Below are 22214 nucleotides of genomic sequence, written 5' to 3'. Positions count from 1 at the left end.
GTTGTTGAGCGAGAATAGATTTTTCATCTTCTAACCTGTTAATAGGGTATAAAACTGCCTTCTGGTTATAGGGCACGAAACTGCTTTTTCTTACCTGGCGTGGGGTGAATAGTACCTTTTGGTGAATTCAACTTTGTTTCTTTATTCCGGTTACTATTTCTGTTTTTGCTGTATTCTCAAAGTCTGCAAGCTTTTTTAGCCAGCATAAACTCCAAGAACACTACTACATTTTAACCATTTTATCGAGCACATGCACAAACTTTTAACACTCGCCTTTCTGTTTTGTATAACAGGAAAGTTGTATGCCCAGATCAATCCGGCAGATTCTACCCTGCAAGTAGTGGGTTACTGGCAGAATAAGGAAAAACAATCTTTTTCGGTTTCTCATGAAAAATATAAAATCACCGGGACAGATACCACTTCCCGTGAGCTGATCACGTATCAGGTGGAGGTTACCATCAAAGACTCTACAGCAAAAGGCTATACCATTGAGTGGTTTTACCGCAACTATGCCATTGAGTCGGAAAATGCGCTTGTAAAAAAGATGATCCCTCTTTTTCAGGATATAGCGGTTCTCATCCAGACAAATGAGTATGGAGCTATTACCGGCGTGAGCAACTGGCAGGAAGTACGGGACTATATGCAAAAAATGGCTACTCATCTGGAAAGCGAACTGGCAGCTATACCCCATGCGAAAGGTATGATGACCCAACTAATGGCCATGTATCAGAGTAAAGAAGCAATAGAGGCCAATGCCATTAAAGATGCCCAGCAGTTTTATACCTTTCATGGCGCGAAATATAGCCTTGGAAAAGAATTAAAAGCAAAGATGCAACTCAGAAACAACTATGGTGGAAAACCCTTTGATACAGATGTAACAGTTAGCCTGGATGAAATAAATGAGCAAGAAGGGTATGGCATTATCCGGATGTATCAGCAAGTGAACCCACAGCAACTGACCGATGCTACGTATGCGTTTCTCAAACAGGTGTCGCCCGCAAAAAATACTTTTCCTGCCAGAAATGCCTTTCCGCAGGTCTCCAATGAAATATGGACTGCTTCACAAATTCATGCCGGAAGTGGATGGATCATCTATAGTGTGGAAACAAAACAAGTGAAGGCCGAGAATGTAACAAACATAGAGGAAAGAGTTATACAACTCAACTAAACCCAGTATGCCTTGCATAGCTGGTATAAAAACAAAAAAGCATTCCATCTAGAATGCTTTTTTGTTTTTATACCAGCTACTTCCTAGTAAGTGAGTTTGTTCGCTGAAATGCCAGGATTTGTAAAACAGATGGTTGTACCCGTTATTCAACAGAGTGGAAATGTTGCCAGGGAAAGCTCAAGGTTCCTCTTTCTATAAAACAATAGACCCTGCCGGAATTGCCAGCAGGGTCTAGTAATGAAGCGGAATAGTTTATTTTACACTTTTCAGCGTAAATATAAATCCGGCATCTTCAGCATTACGCATATTTAGTATTTCGCCATCTTTCAAAGGCATTTTGGTAAACTGGTTGATGCCATCAAAAGGGTGTATAGATTCTTCAGTTACCGAGCTTTCGCCATTTTTATAATGCAGGGTAAACGTAGGGAAATCCATCCATTTGCCTTGTATAGAAAACGTCAAGATACCGGTTTTAGGATCTACCTCTCCCTCCATACCCATCAGAAAAATACCAGTTACCTGGCCAGTGGCTGAATAAAAATCCTCGTTGCAGCTTTTTACGTTTTTCAACTGAGAATCAATCATGCCCTCCATCTTAATGACTTTAACTTTCGACTTGTCCAGTTCAAATTCAATTCTGCCTTTGGTTGTATATTGAAAAGAAGCAATAGCCCCAGGAGAGCAGGTACTCAGCCGTTGCCAGTCCAGTTCCAGACTATAAATGGTGGTGGTTATGCTGATGTTAGCTACCAAGATTACTTTAACACCGGTAGGATCATTCATTTCCACACTTACGGCTACCGGATTTTGTGCCGGCACAGCAGCAGGTGCTTTGTAAGTCATTTTATTAGCCGTGGTGCCTGATAAACTTCCGTTGGCACCCCCACCGGTTTGTCCATTTATTTTCCATGATTTAATGAGTTTAGCATCTGCCAGTTCTTCACTTTCTACTTCATAAACATCCGAGCTGCCAGGGGTAGGCAAAGTTATGTACACGGTCCGCACTTGCAGCTCAATGGATTCGCCCGGTTTCAAGGTTGCATTCCTGGGAATAAGCAGATGATCGGCATACAGGGACAAGTCGGTAATCCGCTTAAATTTCTTTGACACAGTTTTCTTGGTTGTATTGGTTGTCACTTCTTTTGCACTTTGCCAGGCTCCTTTTTCATTTTGCTGGGCAATCCGGAAGTGTTCAACATTGGTTCCTTGCAGGTCTTCATCCGTGTAGGTAAAAACGATCTCTATCGGTTGGCTGAATTCCTTTTCAGCAGGTGAAAAACGGTAGGCTTGCCCTTGCCCATTCGGCATCTTATTAGAGATAGGCTGCAGGGTAACCGGCGTGCTGCTACTTACTGCCCCGGCAGGAAATAGCAGGCTTACCCGGCCGTCGGCAGAAGTAATGGTTCCGCCCTCCGGTCCAATGGTTGTACTTACCAGGGTGCCTTCCGGAGAGCCTTTTTCAGTGATCAGACTTTTTGGCGGTGTGGTGGGGGTTTCTGTCGGTGTTCCGGTAGAAGGGGGTTGAACAGGTAGCGGAGAATCATCTTTTTTACATCCCCAAATAGCAGCAATACAAAGTAGTAATAAATAGGTTTTCTTTAGTGATAAGATCATGTGAATTGTGAGTATAATACCAGGTAGTGAGCCCTTTTCTGACAAACAGACAAAGCTGACAGTTGTAATTTTTGCTCTTTATGCAAAGAAGCTATATGCAGTAAACCTCCTGCTGTTAATTTATTTTTGGTAATGAGGCAATGTAGGTTAAGCTATACATGGGTATCTGGGATATGGCAAACCGGAAGCGGTTGCATAGATTGTTTATCAGCTGTACATGGGGTTTTGTCTGAAAGATTGCCGGCAAATGCTTCTGCAAACATTACCTGATGGGTAGAAAAATGCACCCCGGCAGCTGCTTTTACTAATGAAATGCTAAGCCTGGGTATGGTTGCTAGGAAACAAAAGTGTTTAGTTATTTCCAATAACTGGCTGGGTTTTCTTAAAAGGAAAGGGCCATACTGGCTATTACCAGTGCATTGGTTTTAGCGGGCGTACTTCGGCTGGTTTGGTATACCTGTTTGTCAGAGAAAAAACTTCTTCCTTCCATCCGCAACAGGATGTTTGCTGCCGGGGCATAATTCACTCCTAGTGAAGCACTGTATGTACGGAATCCCTTTTCTCCTGTAATGGGGCTTATCTGTACTTCATCCGGGTCGGTAAAGTATTCCAACCGGCCCGATAGGGAAAAGGCAGGCGTAAACTTGTAGCGTCCCATGAGGTTAGCCGTAAACCAGTAAGCTGTTTCTCCGGCCATTCCTCCGGCAGCGTTTAAACGTTTCTGGGCACCCATATACAAACAAGCCGTAGCTGTCACTTTTCCATCCGGATTATATACGGCATATACATCTGAAAAATAGCGGGTACGGTTTTCCGGATTTGCCGTTGAGCGTTCATCCCCCACATAGGTATTCCAGTTTATGAGCCATCTATCAGCAGGTTTATATTCCAGCTGCGTTCCCAGGGATTTGCCTTTGTTGGTTTCCCGGATATTCTGCCAACCATTGAGCAGATACAGATAAAGGCTTACCTTGTTGTTGATGGGCATACTTACTTTTACTCCCGACAGGTAGTAGGGCACATATTCCGGAGCAAACGAGCGGGTATAAAGCAGGTGATCTTTTGAAACCGCACTTTCATTCGTATACGGCGAACCCAGCACACCAGCATCCAGCCAGATATTTTTACCGGCAAACAGCTTTACACCCACATGGCCTTCATACACATTTCTGAATATAGCAGGCTCAGCACTGTAATTGGCAGCCATGTAGGTACCCAAAGCCGGACGCAGCGTAGCCCGTACCCTGTCAGACGTATATTTTATGTCTATAAAGGCCAGGTTCAGGGTGAATTCGTTGTGCCGGGCAGAAGAAACAAAATACGCCCGGTCTTGCGTAGCCGGCTGGCTGAAATCGTAGCCATAATACACGTCTATGTATCCGCCAACGGTTATCCGTTCCTTTGGTGAATGTTGATTATGTGTAGTGGCCGTAGAATCTTCTGCCACCTGTGCTTTTGTTAGCAGGGGTAACCACATACATGTACTCAACAAAAAGAACCAGAACTTTCTAGTCATGTAACCGGGAAGATAAAGTAGCCATGTAACAATGGATTTTCCATACACCGCCTGGTATGTCCATTGCATTTCTTGTGTCAAGAGCTATATCTCTGTTACACGTGTGATAGCCACAAGAGTTATGGGTAGATAGCTGTTTTCCTATCTGTCCAGGTAAATGATGGAATACCCGCGGCTGTTACCTACCTATTGTTCTCTAGCGGACACTGTGCTGTCCGGTATAGGACAATACTCAGCTCAGGGATACAACATATTGGTAAATAAATACCTGATATACAGTAATATAAAAGGATTGGCAATATATTTGTTCTACAAAAGTTGAACTAATAAACAGTATGAAGCGAACCTATTTAGGCGAATTCGAGGAAGTTGTTTTGCTGATCGTGGCTGTATTAAACGGTCAGGCATATGGGCTGATGATTACCGAAGAATTAGAGAAACAAACAGGGCGGTCGGTGAGTCTAAGCGCCGTACATGCCGCCTTGCAAAGGCTGGAAGAAAAAGGATTTGTACATTCCAGAATGGGGGGAGCCACCCAGGAACGGGGAGGCCGCAGAAAGCGGTTTTTTACAGTTACTGTAGCTGGCAGCCGGGCCTTGCAGGAAATACAAGAAGTACGGATGCACCTGTGGGGTATGATGCCCAAGTCCGGATAAGATAGCCTGTTCAATTTTTGTTAGTCACCACACCAAAGATTTAATCAATGAATGCATCCATACGACCTCCTAAATGGGCCGATCAGTTGTTAGCCTGGTTTTGTGCTCCGCATCTGCTGGAAGAAATTCAGGGAGATCTACACGAACGTTACCATAAACAGAGGCAGGAGCGGGGCAAAGCAGCGGCCGATGCGGCGTATGTTGGCTGTGTGCTGAGTTTCATCCGCCCCTTTACACTCAAACGCAAATCTCCACCTTATATACAAGCTAGCTTTACCGATATGCTGCAAAATTATTTCATTATCGCCCTCCGCCACATGAAGCGGAACAAAGTGTTCAGCACCATTAACATTGCCGGCCTCAGTGTCGGACTTGCCTGTTGTATGCTCATTTTTCTCTACACCAAAGATGAAGTAAGCTTCGACCGTTTTCATGAGAAGAAAGACCGCATCTTCCGCGTCAGTGCTACACTTCCTGATCCGGAAGGAAACGTATTTAAAACAGGCAGCACCAATATGATTGTAGGTCCGAGTTTACAGCAGGAAATACCCGAAATGGAAGCCTATGTACGTATGTCCAGCGACCGCCATGTGATTAGAGTAGTAACCAAAACATTTAACCAGCAAACCTTATGGGTGGATCAGAATTTTTTTTCTGTGTTTTCTTTTCCCTTGCTTTCGGGCAATCCGGACAAGGTGCTTTCAGATATCCGGGCAGTGGTGATCACGGAACAAATGGCTCTTACCTATTTTGGTACCAGCAAAGTAGTGGGCAAAACCATTGAACTGGAAATGGGCGAAACTTTTGAACCTTTCACGGTCACCGGCGTGGCAAAAAATACGCCTCAGAATTCGTCTATCCAGTTCGACCTGCTGTTTCCGTATCAGTATATAGCCGAAAGATTCCCGGATAAAGAATGGCTGGGCTTTTATATCAATACCTTTGTGGTTTTACATCCGCAGGCACAGTACCAAACCGTAGAGCCTAAACTCGACCAGGTATTTATGAGTAAAGCAACCGAAGAGTTGAAACGGGCACAACAAAATGGCTTTAAAGGTGTTCCTCATTTTGGCCTGCAGCCCCTGTTGCAAATTCATCTGGATACAGAGTATGGCGACATTCGCAATGGCCTGCAATACGGCAGCAATCCTATGTACTCCTATATTTTGTCGGGCATTGCCATTTTCATTCTGCTCATTGCCTGCATCAATTTTATTAACCTCACTACCGCCCATTCACTCAAGCGGAGCAAAGAAATAGGTATCCGGAAAGTAGTAGGCGGCAACCGGGGGCAATTGATCCGGCAGTTTTTAAATGAGTCGTTTGTGTGTTGTTTTATTGCTTTTGTGCTGGCACTGCTAATGGTTGTGCTTGTTTTGCCTTTCTTTAACGAACTAGCCAACAAACGCTTGAGCTTTTCTTATTTACTGGATGGAACGTTAGCAGGGGCTTACCTAGGGCTGTTTTTACTCACCGGCCTAATTGCGGGGTTTTATCCGGCATTTGTTCTTTCCGGGTTTAATCCCATTCAGAGTTTATCTAAGCGGTATACTTTCAGCGGAAAAAACTACCTGACAAAGGGCCTTGTAATTGCACAATTTTCTCTGGCGGCTTTCCTCATGATTGTTACCATTGTAGTGTATTCCCAGTTTGACTACCTCACCACTAAAGATCTGGGATATACCGATGAGCATCTGGTGCATGTCTCCTTGGGCAGAGGCGATCACAGCAACCTGGTAAATGTGTTTAAAAATGAATTAGCCAATGAGGCATCTGTTGAACGGGTAGCTAGCAAAGATTTCGGGCAGAATTTTACCATTGCTGAAGTAGAAGGGAAAGAACTATTTTTTGCTTTCAGCCGCATTGACGAAAACTACCTGCCCACCCTTCAGATACCCCTGGCCAAAGGCCGTAATTTTTCCAAAAACTATCCGGCAGATGCAGAAAACTCTATTGTCGTCAACGAAACCTTTGTAAAGGAAGCCGGCTGGAAAGATCCTATCGGAAAAACAGTGTACAACGTGAATGGCAATGCTAAAAACCTGACGGTTATTGGGGTGGTAAAAGACTATCACTTTTTGTCCCTGAAAGAAAAGATACAACCTTTGTTATTCAGGCTAGGTACCGGCGATTTGTGGATTAAGCTGAAACCAGCGCAAACACTAAAGGGATTGCAAGCCATTGAGCAAACCTACCACAAGCTAGTGCCCTACCGTCCGTTTGAATTTGCCTTTATGGATGAGGTGAACAGAAAGAATTATGAAGCCGAAGCCAAGTGGAAACAGATTATTACCGTGGCGGCCATGCTCAGTATTTTTGTGTCCTGCATCGGCTTATTTGGACTTACCATCCTTTCTACCGAACGGCGTACCAGGGAAATCGGCATCCGGAAAGTATTTGGTGCTTCTGCCAGCCAGATTGCCACCTTGTTGTCGGCTCATTTTATCAAGCTGGTGCTCTTCTCATTTGTTATGGCTGTGCCAGCCGCCTGGTACAGCAGCCGTACCTGGCTTGAAAATTTTGCCTACCAGATTGATGTTTCCTGGTGGATGTTTGCTCTGGCAGGCGTGCTTATTTTAGTAATTGCCCTGGCAACAGTTAGTGTACAGGCTATAAAAGCTTCCATTATTAATCCGGCCAGTTCTTTACGCAGCGAATAAAACTGATAGGGGCAACATTTCTGGAAATGCTATGTTACGCCGGAAAAGGAAACAAGATTGATTACCCGGTAAAGGTTGCCAGGCAACTAAATTGTTCTATAAAAGCGGCATTGCTCCTTAAATCAGGCCTTAGCTGCTACAGGAACTTGACTTTGTCTGGCAACCTTTTTACCTTTGCCCTATTGTTGTACCTGATTTTACTCCAATGAAAATTACACAATCATCCCGCTTGTTTTTCTTTTCTCACATAAACCAGATGATTGTATGTATATTGGAGCTAATCAACTTTCCTATCAATTTCCCGGCGGCCAAACGCTGTTCAGTCAGCTAACCTTTACTGTTCCCTATGGCAAAACAGGCCTGGTAGGGCATAATGGGTCAGGTAAATCTACGCTGCTTCATTTAATGGCACGTAAGCTAGTGCCTACCTCCGGAAACATTGTTACCGAAGCTAAAATCGCTTTGATGCCGCAATTGTTTTCTCCCTATTATGAACAAACCCTGGCACAAGTATTAGGGGTGGATGCCCTGTTGCAGGCCTTGCACCGCATAGAAGAAGGGCTGGGCACAGAAGCGGATTTTCTGCTGATGGATTCCCACTGGGATATACAAGACAACATCCATCAGGTTCTCCGGCAGGCTGGGTTGGCTTATTTGTCTTTAGATAGAATTTTTGCTTCCCTGAGTGGTGGTGAAATGTCCAGAGTACTTTTTGCCGCTCAATGGTTACAGGAACCAGACTTTATTCTGCTCGATGAACCCACCAATCATTTAGACAGGCATTCCAGGGAAAAATTTTATGCGCTGATGAAGTCTTTCAAGAAAGGATTGCTTGTAGTCTCCCATGACCGGCAGCTGCTGCGCCTGATGGACCAAACCATGGAATTGTCATCACAGGGGGTAAAGCTGTATGGCGGCAATTATGACTTTTATAAAGAGCAGAGAGCCCTGGAAGAGCAGGCAGCTATGCAACAGTATCAGGCGGCTGCTACTGAATGGAAAAAAAGCATCCGCATACAACAGAAAGTTATAGAAGCGCAAGAGAAACGAAGCAGCCGTTCCGAGAAATCCAACCGGGCTAAGGGTGTAGACAAAATGACGTTGAATACGCTGAAAGATCTGGGAGAAAAAACACTGGCCAGAGCCAAAAACGTGCATGGCGAAAAAGTGCAGCAGCAGGCCAATAAAGTGGCGCAGGCAAAAGCCCAGGTACCGCCCAACTATAGCATATCCATAGATCTGGCAAGCAGCAGATTGCCTGCCAGTAAAAAAATAGTGGTAGCCCAAGACTTACAATACCGCTATGACCAAACAAACTTTCTATGGGCTGAACCCCTTAGCTTTACCCTGTGTAGCCAAGACCGCCTGGCGGTTTCAGGTAACAATGGCTCCGGCAAATCTACCCTGGTTAGTCTGCTAACTGGCGCATTTGTTCCTACTAGTGGAACCGTGTATGTAGGCGCAGACAAAGTCGGCCTGATAGATCAGCAGTTACACTTCCTTAATGATGAGTTAACCCTACTGGAAAACCTCGGGCGTTTTGCACCTTCCACCATGCCAGCGCATGAACTCCGTATCCGCTTGGGCAGGTTTTTGTTTTACCATGATAGTGTGTTCAAAAAAGTAGCCTATCTGAGTGGCGGGGAGCGCATGCGGTTAGCACTAGCCTGCTTGCTGGCAGCAGATAATGCACCCCAATTACTTATATTGGATGAGCCAACCAATAACCTGGATCTTGTCAGTATGGATCAATTGATAGGCGCATTACGTACTTACCAAGGAGCTATGGTTGTTATATCCCATGACGAGGATTTTTTAGAGCAAATGCATCTCACGCAGCGGTTGCATCTTACAAGAGGCTAAAAGTAAACAATCATCAGGCAGGGTGATGCAGCTCATTCTTTCAGCCATATTTCCCGTGTAACTTACCCATGATTGCTGACAGTAACCGGTTAGGGTATCATAGAAACCCATACTGCTTGCAAGTAACGGATGCTTAACCTTGTAAATGCCTGAATCCATGAATGCTATAGTAAACATATTGCCGCAGGTAGAAACCCAGGTAATTCACTTATTTACCCTGCATCAAATGCCAGAACTGCCCTATCATAACCTGGCACATACCCAGCAGGTAGTGCAGGCGGTGCAACAAATGGCTAAACATTATATGCTTGAAGAGGAGAAAGCATTAGCCGTAACCATAGCTGCCTGGTTTCATGATGTAGGCCACCTGGTTGCCCCCACAGAAGGGCATGAGGAAAAAAGCATTGAAATGGCTACTTCTTTTTTACAGGCACAAAATGTAGCTCAAGAAATTATTGAACAGGTACAAGGTTGTATCCGGGCTACACACTTGCCCCAGCAGCCGCACAATCTAGTAGAACAAATACTCTGCGATGCTGACTTGTTTCACCTGGGTACGCCAGATTTTGATAAGAATAGTCAATTGCTTCGGCAAGAGAAAGAACTGCTCACCGGAGAAAAAATAAAAGGCAGCCAATGGCGTACATGCACGATCGAGTTTCTGCTGGCGCATCAGTATTTTACCAGCTATGCCACTCAGCTGCTGGAAAAACAGAAAAAACAGCATTTGCAGCATTTACAGCAAAAACAAGCCACGAAAGAACGGCACAAACAAAAAGGGCAGCAACAAAGGGTAAATGCCAGGGACGTAGAGAAAGCGGAAAAGAAGAAGAAAAAACACAAAAATGATCTTGGCCGGGATATTACCACCATGTTCCGCATTACCTCCTCAAACCATATTAACCTGGGCGAAATGGCCGACCGGAAAGCCCGGATTATGATCTCGGTGAATTCTATTCTGGTGTCGGTTATTGTTTCTTTACTCATCCGCAGGTTGCACGAAAATACCTACCTGATTATTCCAACGGTTTTATTTCTGGTGACCGGGGTAATCACCATCATTTTTTCGGTGCTGGCTGCCAGGCCATCTGCAGGAAGTGGCCGGTTCGAACCAGAAGAAGTTGCCCGGAAAAAAGGGAACCTGCTTTTTTTTGGTAATTTCTATAAAATGGAGTTAGCTGAGTACAAAGCAGGCATGAATACCCTGATGAGTGACCGGGAGTATCTTTACGGAAGCATGACTGAAGATATTTTCCGCATGGGCGTACTGTTAGGCCATAAATACAGATTATTGCGGATAGCCTACAATGTGTTTATGGTGGGCTTTGCCCTGGCGGTAGCCACCTATATTTCTGTTATTGTTCTTTTTCGCTGATGTGAATTTTCAGCAATAAGGTACTCAGGCAAAGCAGTGTTCTGAACTTGTTTGGAATGATGTTACAATGGCTTTTCTCCATCTGCTTAAGTCTTCACCACAAATGTAAATCCGGCTTGCAGGTGTGCAGGCTTGCGGGTAAGGGATACCAGCAGTTTATGATTAAAAATACGGTCCCGTTCATTGCCAGCCTCTTCCGGAAAATACAACTGAGTAGTTAGTATAGCCTTACCTGGGGCCTGTACCTTCACGTGCAGGTGGCGGGTACGCCCGGTATACATACCTGGCACAATGGTTTCCAGTTTGAAAAATCCTTGTTCATCGGTATACTGATGGCCCCGTAGAGTATATCCTTCATTATCATATACCCCTTTGTCGTCGCAATGCCACCAGTCCAGCAAGGCCTTTTTTACGGGTTGGCATTTTGTATTCAATACCTGTCCGCTTAGGACCAGGGTTGTTCCAGGGATCTTATCTTCCCGCAGGTTGCTTCGCTGTGGTGAGTTGGGAGTAAAGTAGGGCCCTTCCGTTTGGGCAGGGGTAGGTTCATCTCCATCATCGCAGGCCGGCGTGGGTTCAAGCAGGGGTACCTCCGTAAACATACCCATGAGCCAGCCGGAAAAAGGCAGGGCAGCTAAAAAAGAGAAAAACTGACGCCTGGTGGTTTCCATACGAGATCTGGGTTGGTCGCTGATGCGGTAGACAATATACCTAATTCTACGAAAAAAGACCAGTGGAACTGGAAATTATAAGAGGGCTACATGCCTTAGGTAACAAGTGCCTTCCCGCTGATATACCTTTCTCTATTTACCGAAAAGATTGGTGGCTAAGAAGCCGTTTTCAAATTTACCGGTCGGATCATAGGTAGCAATAAGTTGCTTGAAATCAGGAAGTTTTGGGTAAACAGATGCCAGGGCCTTTGGCTGCATGGTGAATAGCTTACCCCAGTGTGGTTTTGCTTTATAGGGAGCTAGTTCTTTTTCTATAACCGGCAATAGTTTACTCACGGCGGGCCAGTCTTGTTTCCAGGTAAAGTGAATTGCCACACTAGGTTGCTGGTAACAAGGACTCATCCAGAAGTTGTCGGCAGCAATGCTGCGGATTTCAGAAATAAACAGATGTGGGCTAATTTGCTTGCCGAGCCGCGCCACAGCCAGGATGGCTTCTACGGCTTGCTGGCGGGGTACAAAATATTCTGCTTGTAATTCTTTGCCGCTGCTGGGGGTAAAGCCCATTTTGAAGTGGGGCAGGCGTTCATGCCAGGGGCCGGGTACACCCATTTGTTCGGTGCAATGCTCTGCTGAAAGTTCAGCAATGGGGTGTAAATTTCTGGTGGCCGCTTTTGCCCCAAAAAACGTTTGTGTAGCTTTAAAAGGTTGGTCCTGCCGGCTTTTTATCCATACTTCGTTCATAGAATTGTTTCGCCAGTCGGTAAACAAGCTTACACTGTATCCGGCACCCATAATTGCCTCAAAGTTGGCCGTTAGCTCTTGCATGGGCAGGCTTTCGAATACATATTGCTGCACCTCAAAAGTGGGCTGGATGGCAAGTGTTACAGAGGTGACAATTCCCAGAGCCCCTAAGCCAACAACCACCCCGTTGAATTTTTCGGTATCCTTTTCTTTGGAAAACTTGTGAACAGTACCATCGGCTGAAACCATTTCCAGCCCAACGATGGCAGTAGCCAGATTGCCATTGGTAAGCCCTGAGCCATGGGTAGCTGTGGTGCAGGAACCTGCTACGGAAATATGAGGCAAAGAGGCCAGGTTGTGCAGGGCATATCCTTTTTCATGAAGATACGGGCTAAGCTCACCGTATTTAATTCCGCTTTCTACGGTCACTGTGCGGGCATTGGTATCCAGGAAAAGTACTTTATTCAATTCTCTGGTAGAAAGCAGGTGATGCTGGCTATCGGCTATCCGGTTAAAGCAATGGCGGGTGCCCAGACCTTTTAGTTTCGGGTATTTTTTTATTGTTTCCTGCACCTCCGCTACCGATTTAGGATAATAGACCTTATCAGTGCTGTATTCAATATTGCCAGCCCAGTTTTTAAGTTTTTCGTCGGGCATCCATTTAGATAAAGGCAGCAGTTCAGCGCCGGTTATGGCAGAAGATACTTGCAGGAATGTTCTTCTTTTCATGGGATTTGCTAGTCAATGGGTGGAATAATGGATAAATTAACTGTAGCTGGTATAGCGGTATCTGCATCTACTTTTGAGGAAAGCATACTGGTTGCTTTCCGGTACTTACTTTAAATAGGTATCTAAAAACTGGAATACTTTGGTGCGTATATTTTCCTGGTCAAACATTTCGCCATAATGGGGAGCACCCTCTACAATAATTAATTCATTTTTAACTTTTGCCTGATCCAGATACGATTGCAAGAGCACAGACTGGGTATAGGGCACCGATTCATCTTTCTCCCCATGAATGATCAGAAAAGGAGGATCATTTTTATCTACATAGCTGATAGGGCTCGCCGTTTTGGCCAGGTCGGGCCGTTTTATTGGCGATGCGCCGAGCAGCAAAGAAATGGGATTGTCAGCTTTCAGCATTTCCGGGCTGCTGGAAAAAGCTAGCAAATCGGAGGGGCCATAAAAATCAAGCACCGCTTTAATGGTAAACGAAGGCTTTTTCTGATTTGCATAAAACCCGGGTACTGTCTGATTTGTTGCCAGCGCCAGCAAGGTAGCCAGATGTCCTCCGGCAGAAAAACCTGCTAAGGCTATTTTCTCTCTATCCAGGTTGTATTTTGCAGCATTCTGGTAAAGAAATTCTATAGCCTGGTTACAGTCTTGTAGTTGTGCAGGAAAGGGAGCCGTGGTGCTAAAGCGGTAATCGATGGAAGCCAGGGCATAGCCTTTATCCAGAAAACCTTTCACTGTCTGCTTCATGTAGCCCATATCGGCAAATTTGTCGTTGGTCATCCACCCGCCGCCATGTACCCAGATAACCAGGGGTAGCTTGCCCTTGGCTTGTGGCGGAAGGTATATATCCAGCAGGTGTTTTTTTAGCGTATCATTGGCATAGGCTATATCTGCGTGAAAAACCGTAGACGCAGGAAAAATGGATTTTATCCGCTCGGGTATTTGAGCCCGGCAAGGGAGGGTTACTCCCACACTGCATACAATCCAAAAAAATAAGATAGGGAAGTAAGTTCGTTTAACAGCAGAAGTAAGCATAGGTGTATCGTTTGCAGAAAAAAAGGAAATATACACAGTCTATCGCATAGTTGCTTTAAAATGCTATAGTTCTTCTTCCGTGGCAGGCAATTTTTGGTAAAAGAGTGCAGCGATAGGTTAAAAACATACAAGCGGGAAGTGATCTGTTTCAACATACTATTTCTTTCGTTGTCAGCAAGTAAGCTTTCCGGAAGATTAGTTTCAAGGCTGAGTAAATAATCTAAGTCTTGTTTATAGTCCTGCGTACATGCCTTATTGCAACACAACTACCCAGTAGAAAAGTGTAAGGCCAACTGTGACATTTCTCGTCTACACGTTTAGAAGATATAAAATGGTTGTATATTGCAAGAAAAAGAAGAAATATTCATGATAAAACTTAAAATAGTCGGAGCAGACGACCCGGTAAGGCTAACTGCCTTGAAAAGCAGGTTTAACAGGCTAGCCACCCAACTCAACCGAATGGTAAGGATGAAGCCGGAAGAAGATCCGAAGAAATTGCAGGATGGACTAAAGGCCCTCGAAGACCAGATTAACAGCTTTGCGAAGTAACTACTGGCCTTGCCGGAAATAGGGTGCATCCTGCCAGCTTCCAACCTACCTTTGCCGGATGTCTGATGAATAGGAGCAAACTTATATACAGGTTTGCTTAACTATAAACCCTATGTAGCTAGACCAACTCAGCAAAATGCCGTAGTCAGGTTGGCTTGCTGTTATCCACGAGGAATACTAAGTTAAGGCAGGTAGAAGGTACTTGTTGCCAGAAAAGCTAGCGGATCAAGGAGGGCCATTTGTCTGGTTTGGCATACGACAACCGTCCTACCAATTTTGGCTCATAATATGCATCCAGGCCTGCACAAGTTAATACAGATGCTTTTTCCAGAGCTGCAAAGCCATCTTCTTCAACAATCGTATCGGCTATTTCAATATATTGAATGCTGCCTACTATAAGCAGGGTATTGTTTAGTTGAATAGGTATTTTCTCTTCCAGCTTCAGGGCTATTTTCACTATAGCTTCTTTTACAAAAGGAGCCAAGATGGCATCTTTCCATTCGCAGCTAAATCCCACTGCCTCAAATTCTGATACCCCGGCAGCATACCTGGCTGAAGTCTGGTGTGCTTTTTCGAAATCCTGGCTGCGTACATAATTGAATGTATAGCTGCTTGTCTCCACAATATTTTCCAAAGTATCCCGCTTTACTGTGTCGGGCCGGCAAATAAACCCATAATATGCAGGATTAGCTCCAATATGGACAATAGAGTTAAATATAGCCAGGTTGCTTATTCCTTGTATGGAAGCTGTGCCTACCAGCACGGCTTGCTTATGCCCGGCCAGAGAATTAATTAGGGTGGTCCGGTACCGTTGGTCTAAAGTTAGCAGGTCTGCTGAAGTTAATTTCATGGGCTATAATAGGAATTAGAGATAGGTATAGGGTTATTAATTGCTGTGCGTCCTCTTTTTAAGGGGTTATTGATGCTTTGTGTTAAATAGCAGCCAGGCAAATGGCTTTATACTAGGGCAAACCAATTCTAGCCTGCATTGTTTTATTTTCGGCTATCCCTTTTTTACTTGTCAGCACTCATACGTTGGTGTATCAGGTTTCCGGGTATTTTTATAAGGTTGTTAGGAAAGGGTAATTTCCTGCAAAAGCAAAGGTACATAGCTTGTGGTACCTGAGTATACCAACAAAGCTATGTACCTCACGCTGTTCTTTATTGGCAGCTATCCAGAAAAGGCCATACCAGAACCTGGAAAAAGCTACCTGGCAATAAGCAGACAAAGATTAAAACTGGAAATAAATAAAGGAACCGCTGCTTTTTTGTGTCAATAGTAATAGAATAAGCATACCAGCCCATACTAAGCTTATAGCCCACCAGGGCAACTTTCCGGCAAGTTTGGAAAGAGCGCTATCCCGCATGAACCAATGGCTGCCAAGTAAGGCTACGGTAACAACCGCTACTTTTAGTATAGCAACGGTAGTAAGTACAGGGATCTGAACAGGAATTACGCCGAACATCGCCAGCAGAATACGCATAGCTGTACCAAAATCTGCCGCCCGGAAAAATACCCAGGTAATACTCACCACCATAAAGGTTATCAGCGCCAACCCAAACCGGGCAATGTTCCGGCTGATAGGAATGTCGGGAATGACGGAAGCTTTCTGTATCACCTGATTTGCTAGGGCAGGCTTAGTAAGCTGGGGATTATTTTTAAACAAACGTTCCTGTATGATTTTTTCTATGCATAAGTATAACCCATGTAAGGCGCCCCATACCACAAAAGTCCAGTTTGCCCCATGCCAGAGGCCGCCCAGCAGCATAGTAATCATCAGGTTTACGTATGTATGGACCGGACCTTTGCGGTTGCCGCCCAGCGGAATATACAGGTAGTCGCGAAGCCAGGTGGAAAGGCTGATATGCCAGCGCCGCCAGAAATCCGAGAACCCAATGGCTGCATACGGATAGCGGAAATTATCTGACATAGTAAAACCAAGCGTTAGCGCAACACCAATGGCGGCGGTAGAATATCCGGCAAAATCACAGAATATCTGGGCTGAGAAAGCAAAAACGCCCGCCCAGGCATCCAGTGGATGCAATGGAAAAGGCACTCCAAAAACGGTATCAGCCGTATCGGCTAACAACCCATCTGCTACGCCTACTTTTAAAAACAAACCTAAGGTTAGTAAGAATAATCCCCAGGTAAATTTTTGTCTGTCTGCCTGATGAGGCGTTTTAAATTGTGGCATCAACTCCTGCGGGCGCACAATAGGACCGGCAACCAGTTGTGGAAAGAAGGTAACAAACAAACTAAAGTCCAGCAACGATTTCTCCGGACGTATGTGGCGGCGGTATACATCCAGGGTATAGGAAAGGGTCTGGAAAGTATAGAAGGAAATGCCGACAGGTAGAATAATATCCATTTTTGCCGGATGATAATTTATGCCCAGTACGGACATCAGTCCGGTGAAATTATCCAGCAGAAAACTTCCATATTTAAAGAAACCCAGCATACCCAGGTTTACGGCCAGGCTTACCCAAAGCAGCGCCTTCCGCTTACCGGGATTTTCCTGCTTGCCCAATAATAGCGCCATAGAATAGTCTACCAGGGTAGAAAGCCATAGCAGGATAACAAAAGGAGGATTCCAGGCAGCATAAAAGAGGTAGCTAGCCAGCAACAAGTTAATTTTCTTTGTTTTCCAGGAGAAAGGCAGGTAGTGCAGCAGCAGTACCATGCCAAAAAACAGAATGAAGGTATATGAATTAAAGACCATGATTATCGGGATGTTGAAGTAGGGATAGAAGAAGTAGCAGAAACAGGAATTGCGTGGGCTGATTGAACCTGCCATCCGGTTTGTTGCTGCATAAGAGGAATAAATTCACGGGTAAATGCTTTCGCCTGTGCCGGAGCCAGATGCGACCATTCAATGCAAGGAATGCCAGCTAGCTGTGGATAATCGGCAAAATGGATACCTTTGGCACCTGTATGGGCCAGCAACCGGTTCCAGAATTTTTCTCTGGGAAAAACTTTCTGCTCAAATGCCCACAAGTCGCCATCGGAGGGCATGCGGACAAACAATACATTTCCCCCTCTGGCTTGTATCTTGTGCACGGCTGCTTTTACCTGATCGAGAATAGCCACAAAATCTTGTTCACTCATAGCCATCTTGGGAGCTTTGGTAAATAAATTCCACCAGATCTGCTTTTGCTCTTCCTGCATCTGCGGACTAGCCACAAAGTCTTCGGTAATGAAGGTTTGCCGGTTAAAATCGTTCACGGTAAACTTTATTGGGAAAGGGGGAATCACAAATACACCGGGCCGGTTGGTAATAGCTGCACGGTCGAGCAGGAAGCGCAGGGCAAAGCGTTCTTCATCCAGGAAAAGGAAGGCCGACTCTGCCAGTTGGTTAATATGAAAACTGGCTTTCTGGGCCAGAGACCAGTTGGGATAATAGGCAAGGCTGCTGCGGGCTTGTTTATCAAACGGCCCACCGGCAGGAGAAAAAAACAAAGGTTCGGTAACACCTACTAACACTGTTCCCCGGAAACTGGCATCATTAGCCAGATCATCCAATACCAGACGGGGAGAAGTACCCACCTGGGCAAGCTGTACAGGCGCTTTTCCAGTGATTTGTTCCCAGGTAGACAGATCCATTCCGAACTTAATTCTGGAAGAACCAATAAGTACCGGGGCTGAAGGAGAAGAGTCGTAAATCTGTTTCCGGTGATAGGCCCACAGGGGCTCATCGTCGTTGTAGGAAAGCTCAAACTTCTGGCTCCGCCAGTAGCTTTCCCAGCCGATTACAAAAGCCAGTGTGAGCAACAGGGCTACGCCGCCAGCTTTACTTAAAGCAAATGATTTCATAAATTGATTAGGTGGTTTGTAAAAAATAAATGCTACTTGTAAATACTTTAAAGAGAGGATCTTAACTGTGATTTATCGGCTAGGTATCGTTAATGGCGAAGTGATACCAAAGTAAACTATTCCTCAAAAAAAAATTTATGTAGTAACATATAAATTAAGTTTCGATTCTGTTTCCAGGTTGTCGGGTTGCTTTGCTAAAGCTGTGTCTTATAAGCAGTACCGGTGATAGAGGTGTAGTGAAAAGTATATGGAAGGAATCAGGAATAGGTTCATTTAAATGGATGGTGGAAAAGAAACCATCAGAAAATGAGGCAAGCCTTTAACAGGTAAGTTTGGTCAACAATACATCCACATAAGGTTGACTGGAAAAGCCGTATTGCATTTTTTTCATCACTTGTATTCTACTTCACCACTAGCCACCACGTGCGGAAAAAAGTTTGTTACCTAGACGACGAAACCACATCTGTACATGAAGAAATTTATAGTAAATTCACCAGATGCAACATCGTCTACCCGCTTATATCACCTATTTGTTAGCTTTGGTTTGTATGGTGGTATCCCTTTTTGTTTCAGACGCCTATAGCCAGAAGCCGGCTGGCACTATAGATAGTCTTCAGACGCTGCTTAAGCAATTGCCACAGGACACCAGCCGGGTAAAAACCTTAGTTGAACTTGCCTGGCAATTTCACGGCAACCAGGATACCAGCCGGGCACGTGCAACAGTTGAGCAGGCACTAACCCTTGCTCAAGCTCTTGGCTATGAAAAGGGATTAGCCTTGGGAGAAATGTTTAGGGGATATTATCACAACAAAGCTAACCGGTACAACCAGGCAGTTATACACTATCAGGCTGCAAAAAAGCATTTTCAGCGTAATGGAAACCAGAAAGGGCTTGCCAATGCCACCAGTAAAACAGGAATTAGTCTGTTGAATAATTCTTCGTATGCACTGGCGTTAGAACAATTTAATCAGAGTATATCGCTGTACCGGGTTTTACAGGATAGTATTCAGCTGGCCAATAACTTGCTCAATGCTGGGATAGCCTATCAAGGTATGGGCGATTATACAAAAGCCCTGAGTAGCTTTTTTGAATGTCTGAAATTAGACGAAAGCCTGGGCAACCAGCAAGGGGTCGCCTCAGATTATGATCAGATAGCCATTATCTATAAAAAGCAAAAACAATATACACAGGCGGAGGCTTTTGAGCAAAAAGCTATCCGGCTTTACAGGCAAATTGATGATGACTATGGGCTGGCTTCTTCGTTAAATAACCTGGGTATTCTCTATAAGAACATGGGGAAGTATACGGAGGCTGTAACCGTACTAGCTGAGGCCGAGAAGTTATTTATGAAGATTAGCAATAACAGAGGCCAGGTAGCAGTATTAAGCAATCTGGGTGAAATCTACCTGATGCAAAAAAAATATACCGTGGCTATGCAGCACTTTACCCGTTCCGTTGAGCTTGGTCAACAAATTCAATGGAAGGAGTCGCTATTAAGTAACTGGGAAGGGCTAACCAAGGTATACACAGCTATGAGCCGCCCAGAAGAAGCCCTGCAAATAGCATTCAAAGGCTTATCCTTAGCTGAGTCACTCAGCGCCAGAGAGTATATATTTAAGTTTCATCAACTGATTGCCCAAGCTTATAAAGCCAACAAAGAATATGAAAAAGCCCTGAGTTATCTTGAAAAGTCTGTTGCAGACAACGATAGCCTCTATACTGCCGAACAATCCAGGCAACTCCTGGAATTGCAGACCAGATATGAGACAGAAAAAAAAGAGCAGCAAATAGCCTTGCTCAGCAAAGACTCAGCCTTGCAAAAAAGCGAACTCAGCCGAAAAACCATGCTACAATATATTCTGCTGGCAGCTTTAATAGCCTTCCTCGTGTTTGCTTTTCTGATTTTCAGGATTTACCGGGCAAAAGCCAAAAGTAAACGTCTCTTATTAAGTGAGCAACTTAAGACACAACAGTTTGAAGCACAAAAACTGGCAGAATTACATGCGATCAAGTCCAGGTTCTTTTCCAATATTGCCCATGAATTCCGTACTCCCCTGACACTAATCTTAGGTCCCGTAGAAAGCCTGATGGACAGATACAGTTCTTCAAGCAGAGAAGCCGATTTGCTAAAGATGGTGAAAAACAATGCATCCAGGTTGCTGCTACTAATTAACCAGTTACTAGACCTGAGCAGAATCGAGTCGGGTATCATTGGTCTGACGATGAAACAAGAGGATGTTGTTCGGTTTTTAAAGGGGCTTACCTACTCTTTTTTATCTTTAGCCGAACAAAAGAATATTGCCCTGGTATTCTCTTCCGGAGTAGATTCCTTGCCTATGGATTTTGATGAGGATAAGCTGGAAAAAATCATGAGTAACTTACTGGCTAATGCGTTTAAATTTACGCCAGAGGGTGGGAGAGTAGAGGTTAGTGTAGCTCAGGTTTCAGGCAGCAAAGGTTCTTTCTTGCAGATAGCCGTAGCAGACAATGGAATCGGCATACCGTCAGATCAGGTCCCGTTTGTATTCGAACGTTTTTTTCAGGCATCCAATGGAAAAGTAAGGGATATTGAAGGGAGCGGTATCGGTCTTTCACTTACAAAGGAACTGGTAGAAATACATCAGGGAAGTATTGAGGTAAGTAGCCAGCCCGGCCAGGGCACTACCTTTCTTGTTCAGTTGCCTGTTACGACCAATGCCCCATTGGCTGCGCAACCTATGCCGGCAACTCAGGTATGGCTACATCCACACACACAGGAGCAGCCTTTCATGGCTGAAGCACAAAGTGCAACAGATGCCTTGATGGAAACTGGCATAGAGCCTCCGTCAGAAATTATTCTGGTGATTGAAGATAATGAAGAAGTCAGACGGTTTATTGCCCATGCCCTCTGGGGGTGTTACCAGGTAGTAGAGGCGGTGAACGGAATAGAAGGCGTACAGAAAGCAAACGAAATTATTCCTGATCTGATTATTTCTGATGTAATGATGCCGGAAATGGATGGGTATGAAACCTGCCGGCTGTTAAAATCGGAAGAAAAAACCAGTCATATCCCGGTTATTCTCCTGACAGCAAAAGCAGGGCTGGAAAGTAAGCTAGAAGGCCTGGATACCGGAGCAGATGACTACCTGTCTAAACCATTTAACACGCAGGAACTAAAAGCCCGCATTAAAAACCTGATTGCCTTACGCAAAAAGTTGCAAAGTAGATATTTAAATCAGGCTGTTTCCAGTGAGCCAGCAGCTGCGCTTCCTCCCATCGAAAATATTTTTATTACTAAATTGAAAGAAGTAGTATATGCCAATCTTTCTGATGAATCATTCAGTATAGAGCAGCTTAGCAGCGAGCTAGCCATGAGCCGGACGCAAGTACACCGGAAACTTAAAGCCCTAACTAACCAGTCGGCAAGCCAGTTCATCCGCATTATCCGGCTGCAAAAAGCTAAAGAATTATTGTTAGATGGGCAACATAATGTTTCAGAAGCTGCCTACCTGACTGGCTTTAACTCTTCCACCTATTTTTCTACCTGCTTTACCGAATACTATGGCTATCCGCCTAGTGAGCTAAAAGTAAAATAGCCTTCCTGCTAGCTTTTTTAGCAAGTCCCTAAGTTTTTATAAAATCTGTCCCATTGTTATCTGGAAGAGGCCAAAAATCTATTAAATCTTCTCTTTTTATGGCTATAACTGCCCGCTGCAACATAAGTTAATGCTTTTGCAACATAGCTTAACGTGCTTGTAGGCTAAAATGATTGACTTTGCAATGTACTTTTTCACCAAAGTCCAACCGCAAAATCTCTAAAAGTCAATCAAAGTAATAAGAA

16 protein-coding genes are annotated in these 22214 nt (G+C 44.6%); 7 read left to right on the top strand and 9 right to left on the bottom strand.

What is annotated here, in order from left to right:
* Positions 1-250 precede the first annotated feature (250 nt).
* A complete protein-coding gene (locus Q0590_RS24475) occupies positions 251-1168 on the top strand; it encodes a hypothetical protein (RefSeq protein WP_302040256.1) in 918 nt (305 codons plus the stop codon).
* A gap of 252 nt (positions 1169-1420) precedes the next feature.
* Here the strand turns inward: Q0590_RS24475 and Q0590_RS24470 are convergent, their stop codons facing one another.
* The 3 genes from Q0590_RS24470 to Q0590_RS24460 form a co-directional block, all read right to left on the bottom strand.
* Positions 1421-2782: a hypothetical protein gene (locus Q0590_RS24470; RefSeq protein WP_302040255.1), complete on the bottom strand. Its 1362-nt coding sequence runs from the start codon at positions 2780-2782 to the stop codon at positions 1421-1423.
* A gap of 152 nt (positions 2783-2934) precedes the next feature.
* On the bottom strand, positions 2935-3147 hold the full coding sequence (locus tag Q0590_RS24465) for a hypothetical protein (protein WP_302040254.1): 213 nt from the start codon (positions 3145-3147) through the stop codon (positions 2935-2937).
* A 17-nt stretch (positions 3148-3164) separates the two neighbouring features.
* The gene (locus Q0590_RS24460) at positions 3165-4379 is read right to left on the bottom strand and encodes a porin (protein ID WP_302040253.1); all 1215 of its coding nucleotides are present in this window, start codon (positions 4377-4379) and stop codon (positions 3165-3167) included.
* 254 nt (positions 4380-4633) lie between these two features.
* Here Q0590_RS24460 and Q0590_RS24455 point away from each other — a divergent pair, with 254 nt between their 5' ends.
* The 4 genes from Q0590_RS24455 to Q0590_RS24440 all read left to right on the top strand — a co-directional run bounded on the left by Q0590_RS24455 (position 4634) and on the right by Q0590_RS24440 (position 10852).
* Positions 4634-4954: a PadR family transcriptional regulator gene (locus Q0590_RS24455; protein WP_302040252.1), complete on the top strand. Its 321-nt coding sequence runs from the start codon at positions 4634-4636 to the stop codon at positions 4952-4954.
* Positions 4955-5001: 47 nt separating this feature from the next.
* Positions 5002-7614, top strand: coding sequence for an ABC transporter permease (locus tag Q0590_RS24450; RefSeq protein ID WP_302040251.1), 2613 nt, complete (start codon positions 5002-5004; stop codon positions 7612-7614).
* A gap of 264 nt (positions 7615-7878) precedes the next feature.
* A complete protein-coding gene (locus Q0590_RS24445; protein WP_302040250.1) occupies positions 7879-9477 on the top strand; it encodes an ABC-F family ATP-binding cassette domain-containing protein in 1599 nt (532 codons plus the stop codon).
* A 145-nt stretch (positions 9478-9622) separates the two neighbouring features.
* Entirely contained in the window at positions 9623-10852 is a 1230-nt protein-coding gene (locus Q0590_RS24440) for a Pycsar system effector family protein (protein ID WP_302040249.1), read from the top strand.
* Positions 10853-10938: 86 nt separating this feature from the next.
* On the opposite strand, the gene Q0590_RS24435 is transcribed toward Q0590_RS24440, so the two are convergent.
* From Q0590_RS24435 to Q0590_RS24425, 3 genes are all read right to left on the bottom strand, one after another.
* Complete coding sequence (locus Q0590_RS24435; protein ID WP_302040248.1) at positions 10939-11523, bottom strand: dioxygenase family protein; 585 nt, start codon at positions 11521-11523, stop codon at positions 10939-10941.
* Between the two features lie 132 nt (positions 11524-11655).
* Positions 11656-12993: an FAD-binding protein gene (locus Q0590_RS24430; RefSeq protein ID WP_302040247.1), complete on the bottom strand. Its 1338-nt coding sequence runs from the start codon at positions 12991-12993 to the stop codon at positions 11656-11658.
* 105 nt (positions 12994-13098) lie between these two features.
* Positions 13099-14034 carry an alpha/beta hydrolase gene (locus Q0590_RS24425; RefSeq protein ID WP_302040246.1) on the bottom strand — a complete coding sequence of 312 codons (936 nt, stop codon included), beginning with the start codon at positions 14032-14034 and terminating at the stop codon, positions 13099-13101.
* 366 nt (positions 14035-14400) lie between these two features.
* Here Q0590_RS24425 and Q0590_RS24420 point away from each other — a divergent pair, with 366 nt between their 5' ends.
* Positions 14401-14583 (top strand): hypothetical protein, encoded by a 183-nt coding sequence (locus Q0590_RS24420; RefSeq protein ID WP_302040245.1) that lies wholly within the window; start codon positions 14401-14403, stop codon positions 14581-14583.
* Positions 14584-14800: 217 nt separating this feature from the next.
* Here Q0590_RS24420 and Q0590_RS24415 read toward each other — a convergent pair whose 3' ends face one another.
* From Q0590_RS24415 to Q0590_RS24405, 3 genes are all read right to left on the bottom strand, one after another.
* Positions 14801-15433 carry a flavin reductase family protein gene (locus Q0590_RS24415; RefSeq protein ID WP_302040244.1) on the bottom strand — a complete coding sequence of 211 codons (633 nt, stop codon included), beginning with the start codon at positions 15431-15433 and terminating at the stop codon, positions 14801-14803.
* A 382-nt stretch (positions 15434-15815) separates the two neighbouring features.
* Positions 15816-17303 (bottom strand): MBOAT family O-acyltransferase, encoded by a 1488-nt coding sequence (locus tag Q0590_RS24410; protein WP_302040243.1) that lies wholly within the window; start codon positions 17301-17303, stop codon positions 15816-15818.
* A gap of 2 nt (positions 17304-17305) precedes the next feature.
* Entirely contained in the window at positions 17306-18394 is a 1089-nt protein-coding gene (locus tag Q0590_RS24405) for a hypothetical protein (RefSeq protein ID WP_302040242.1), read from the bottom strand.
* A 548-nt stretch (positions 18395-18942) separates the two neighbouring features.
* On the opposite strand from Q0590_RS24405, the gene Q0590_RS24400 reads away from it, so the two are divergent.
* A complete protein-coding gene (locus tag Q0590_RS24400) occupies positions 18943-21969 on the top strand; it encodes a tetratricopeptide repeat protein (protein WP_302040241.1) in 3027 nt (1008 codons plus the stop codon).
* Positions 21970-22214 lie beyond the last annotated feature (245 nt).

Origin of the sequence: Rhodocytophaga aerolata (assembly GCF_030503435.1) — a bacterium.
Lineage (GTDB): Bacteria > Bacteroidota > Bacteroidia > Cytophagales > 172606-1 > Rhodocytophaga > Rhodocytophaga aerolata.
This window is presented reverse-complemented; position numbering and strand designations above follow the sequence as displayed.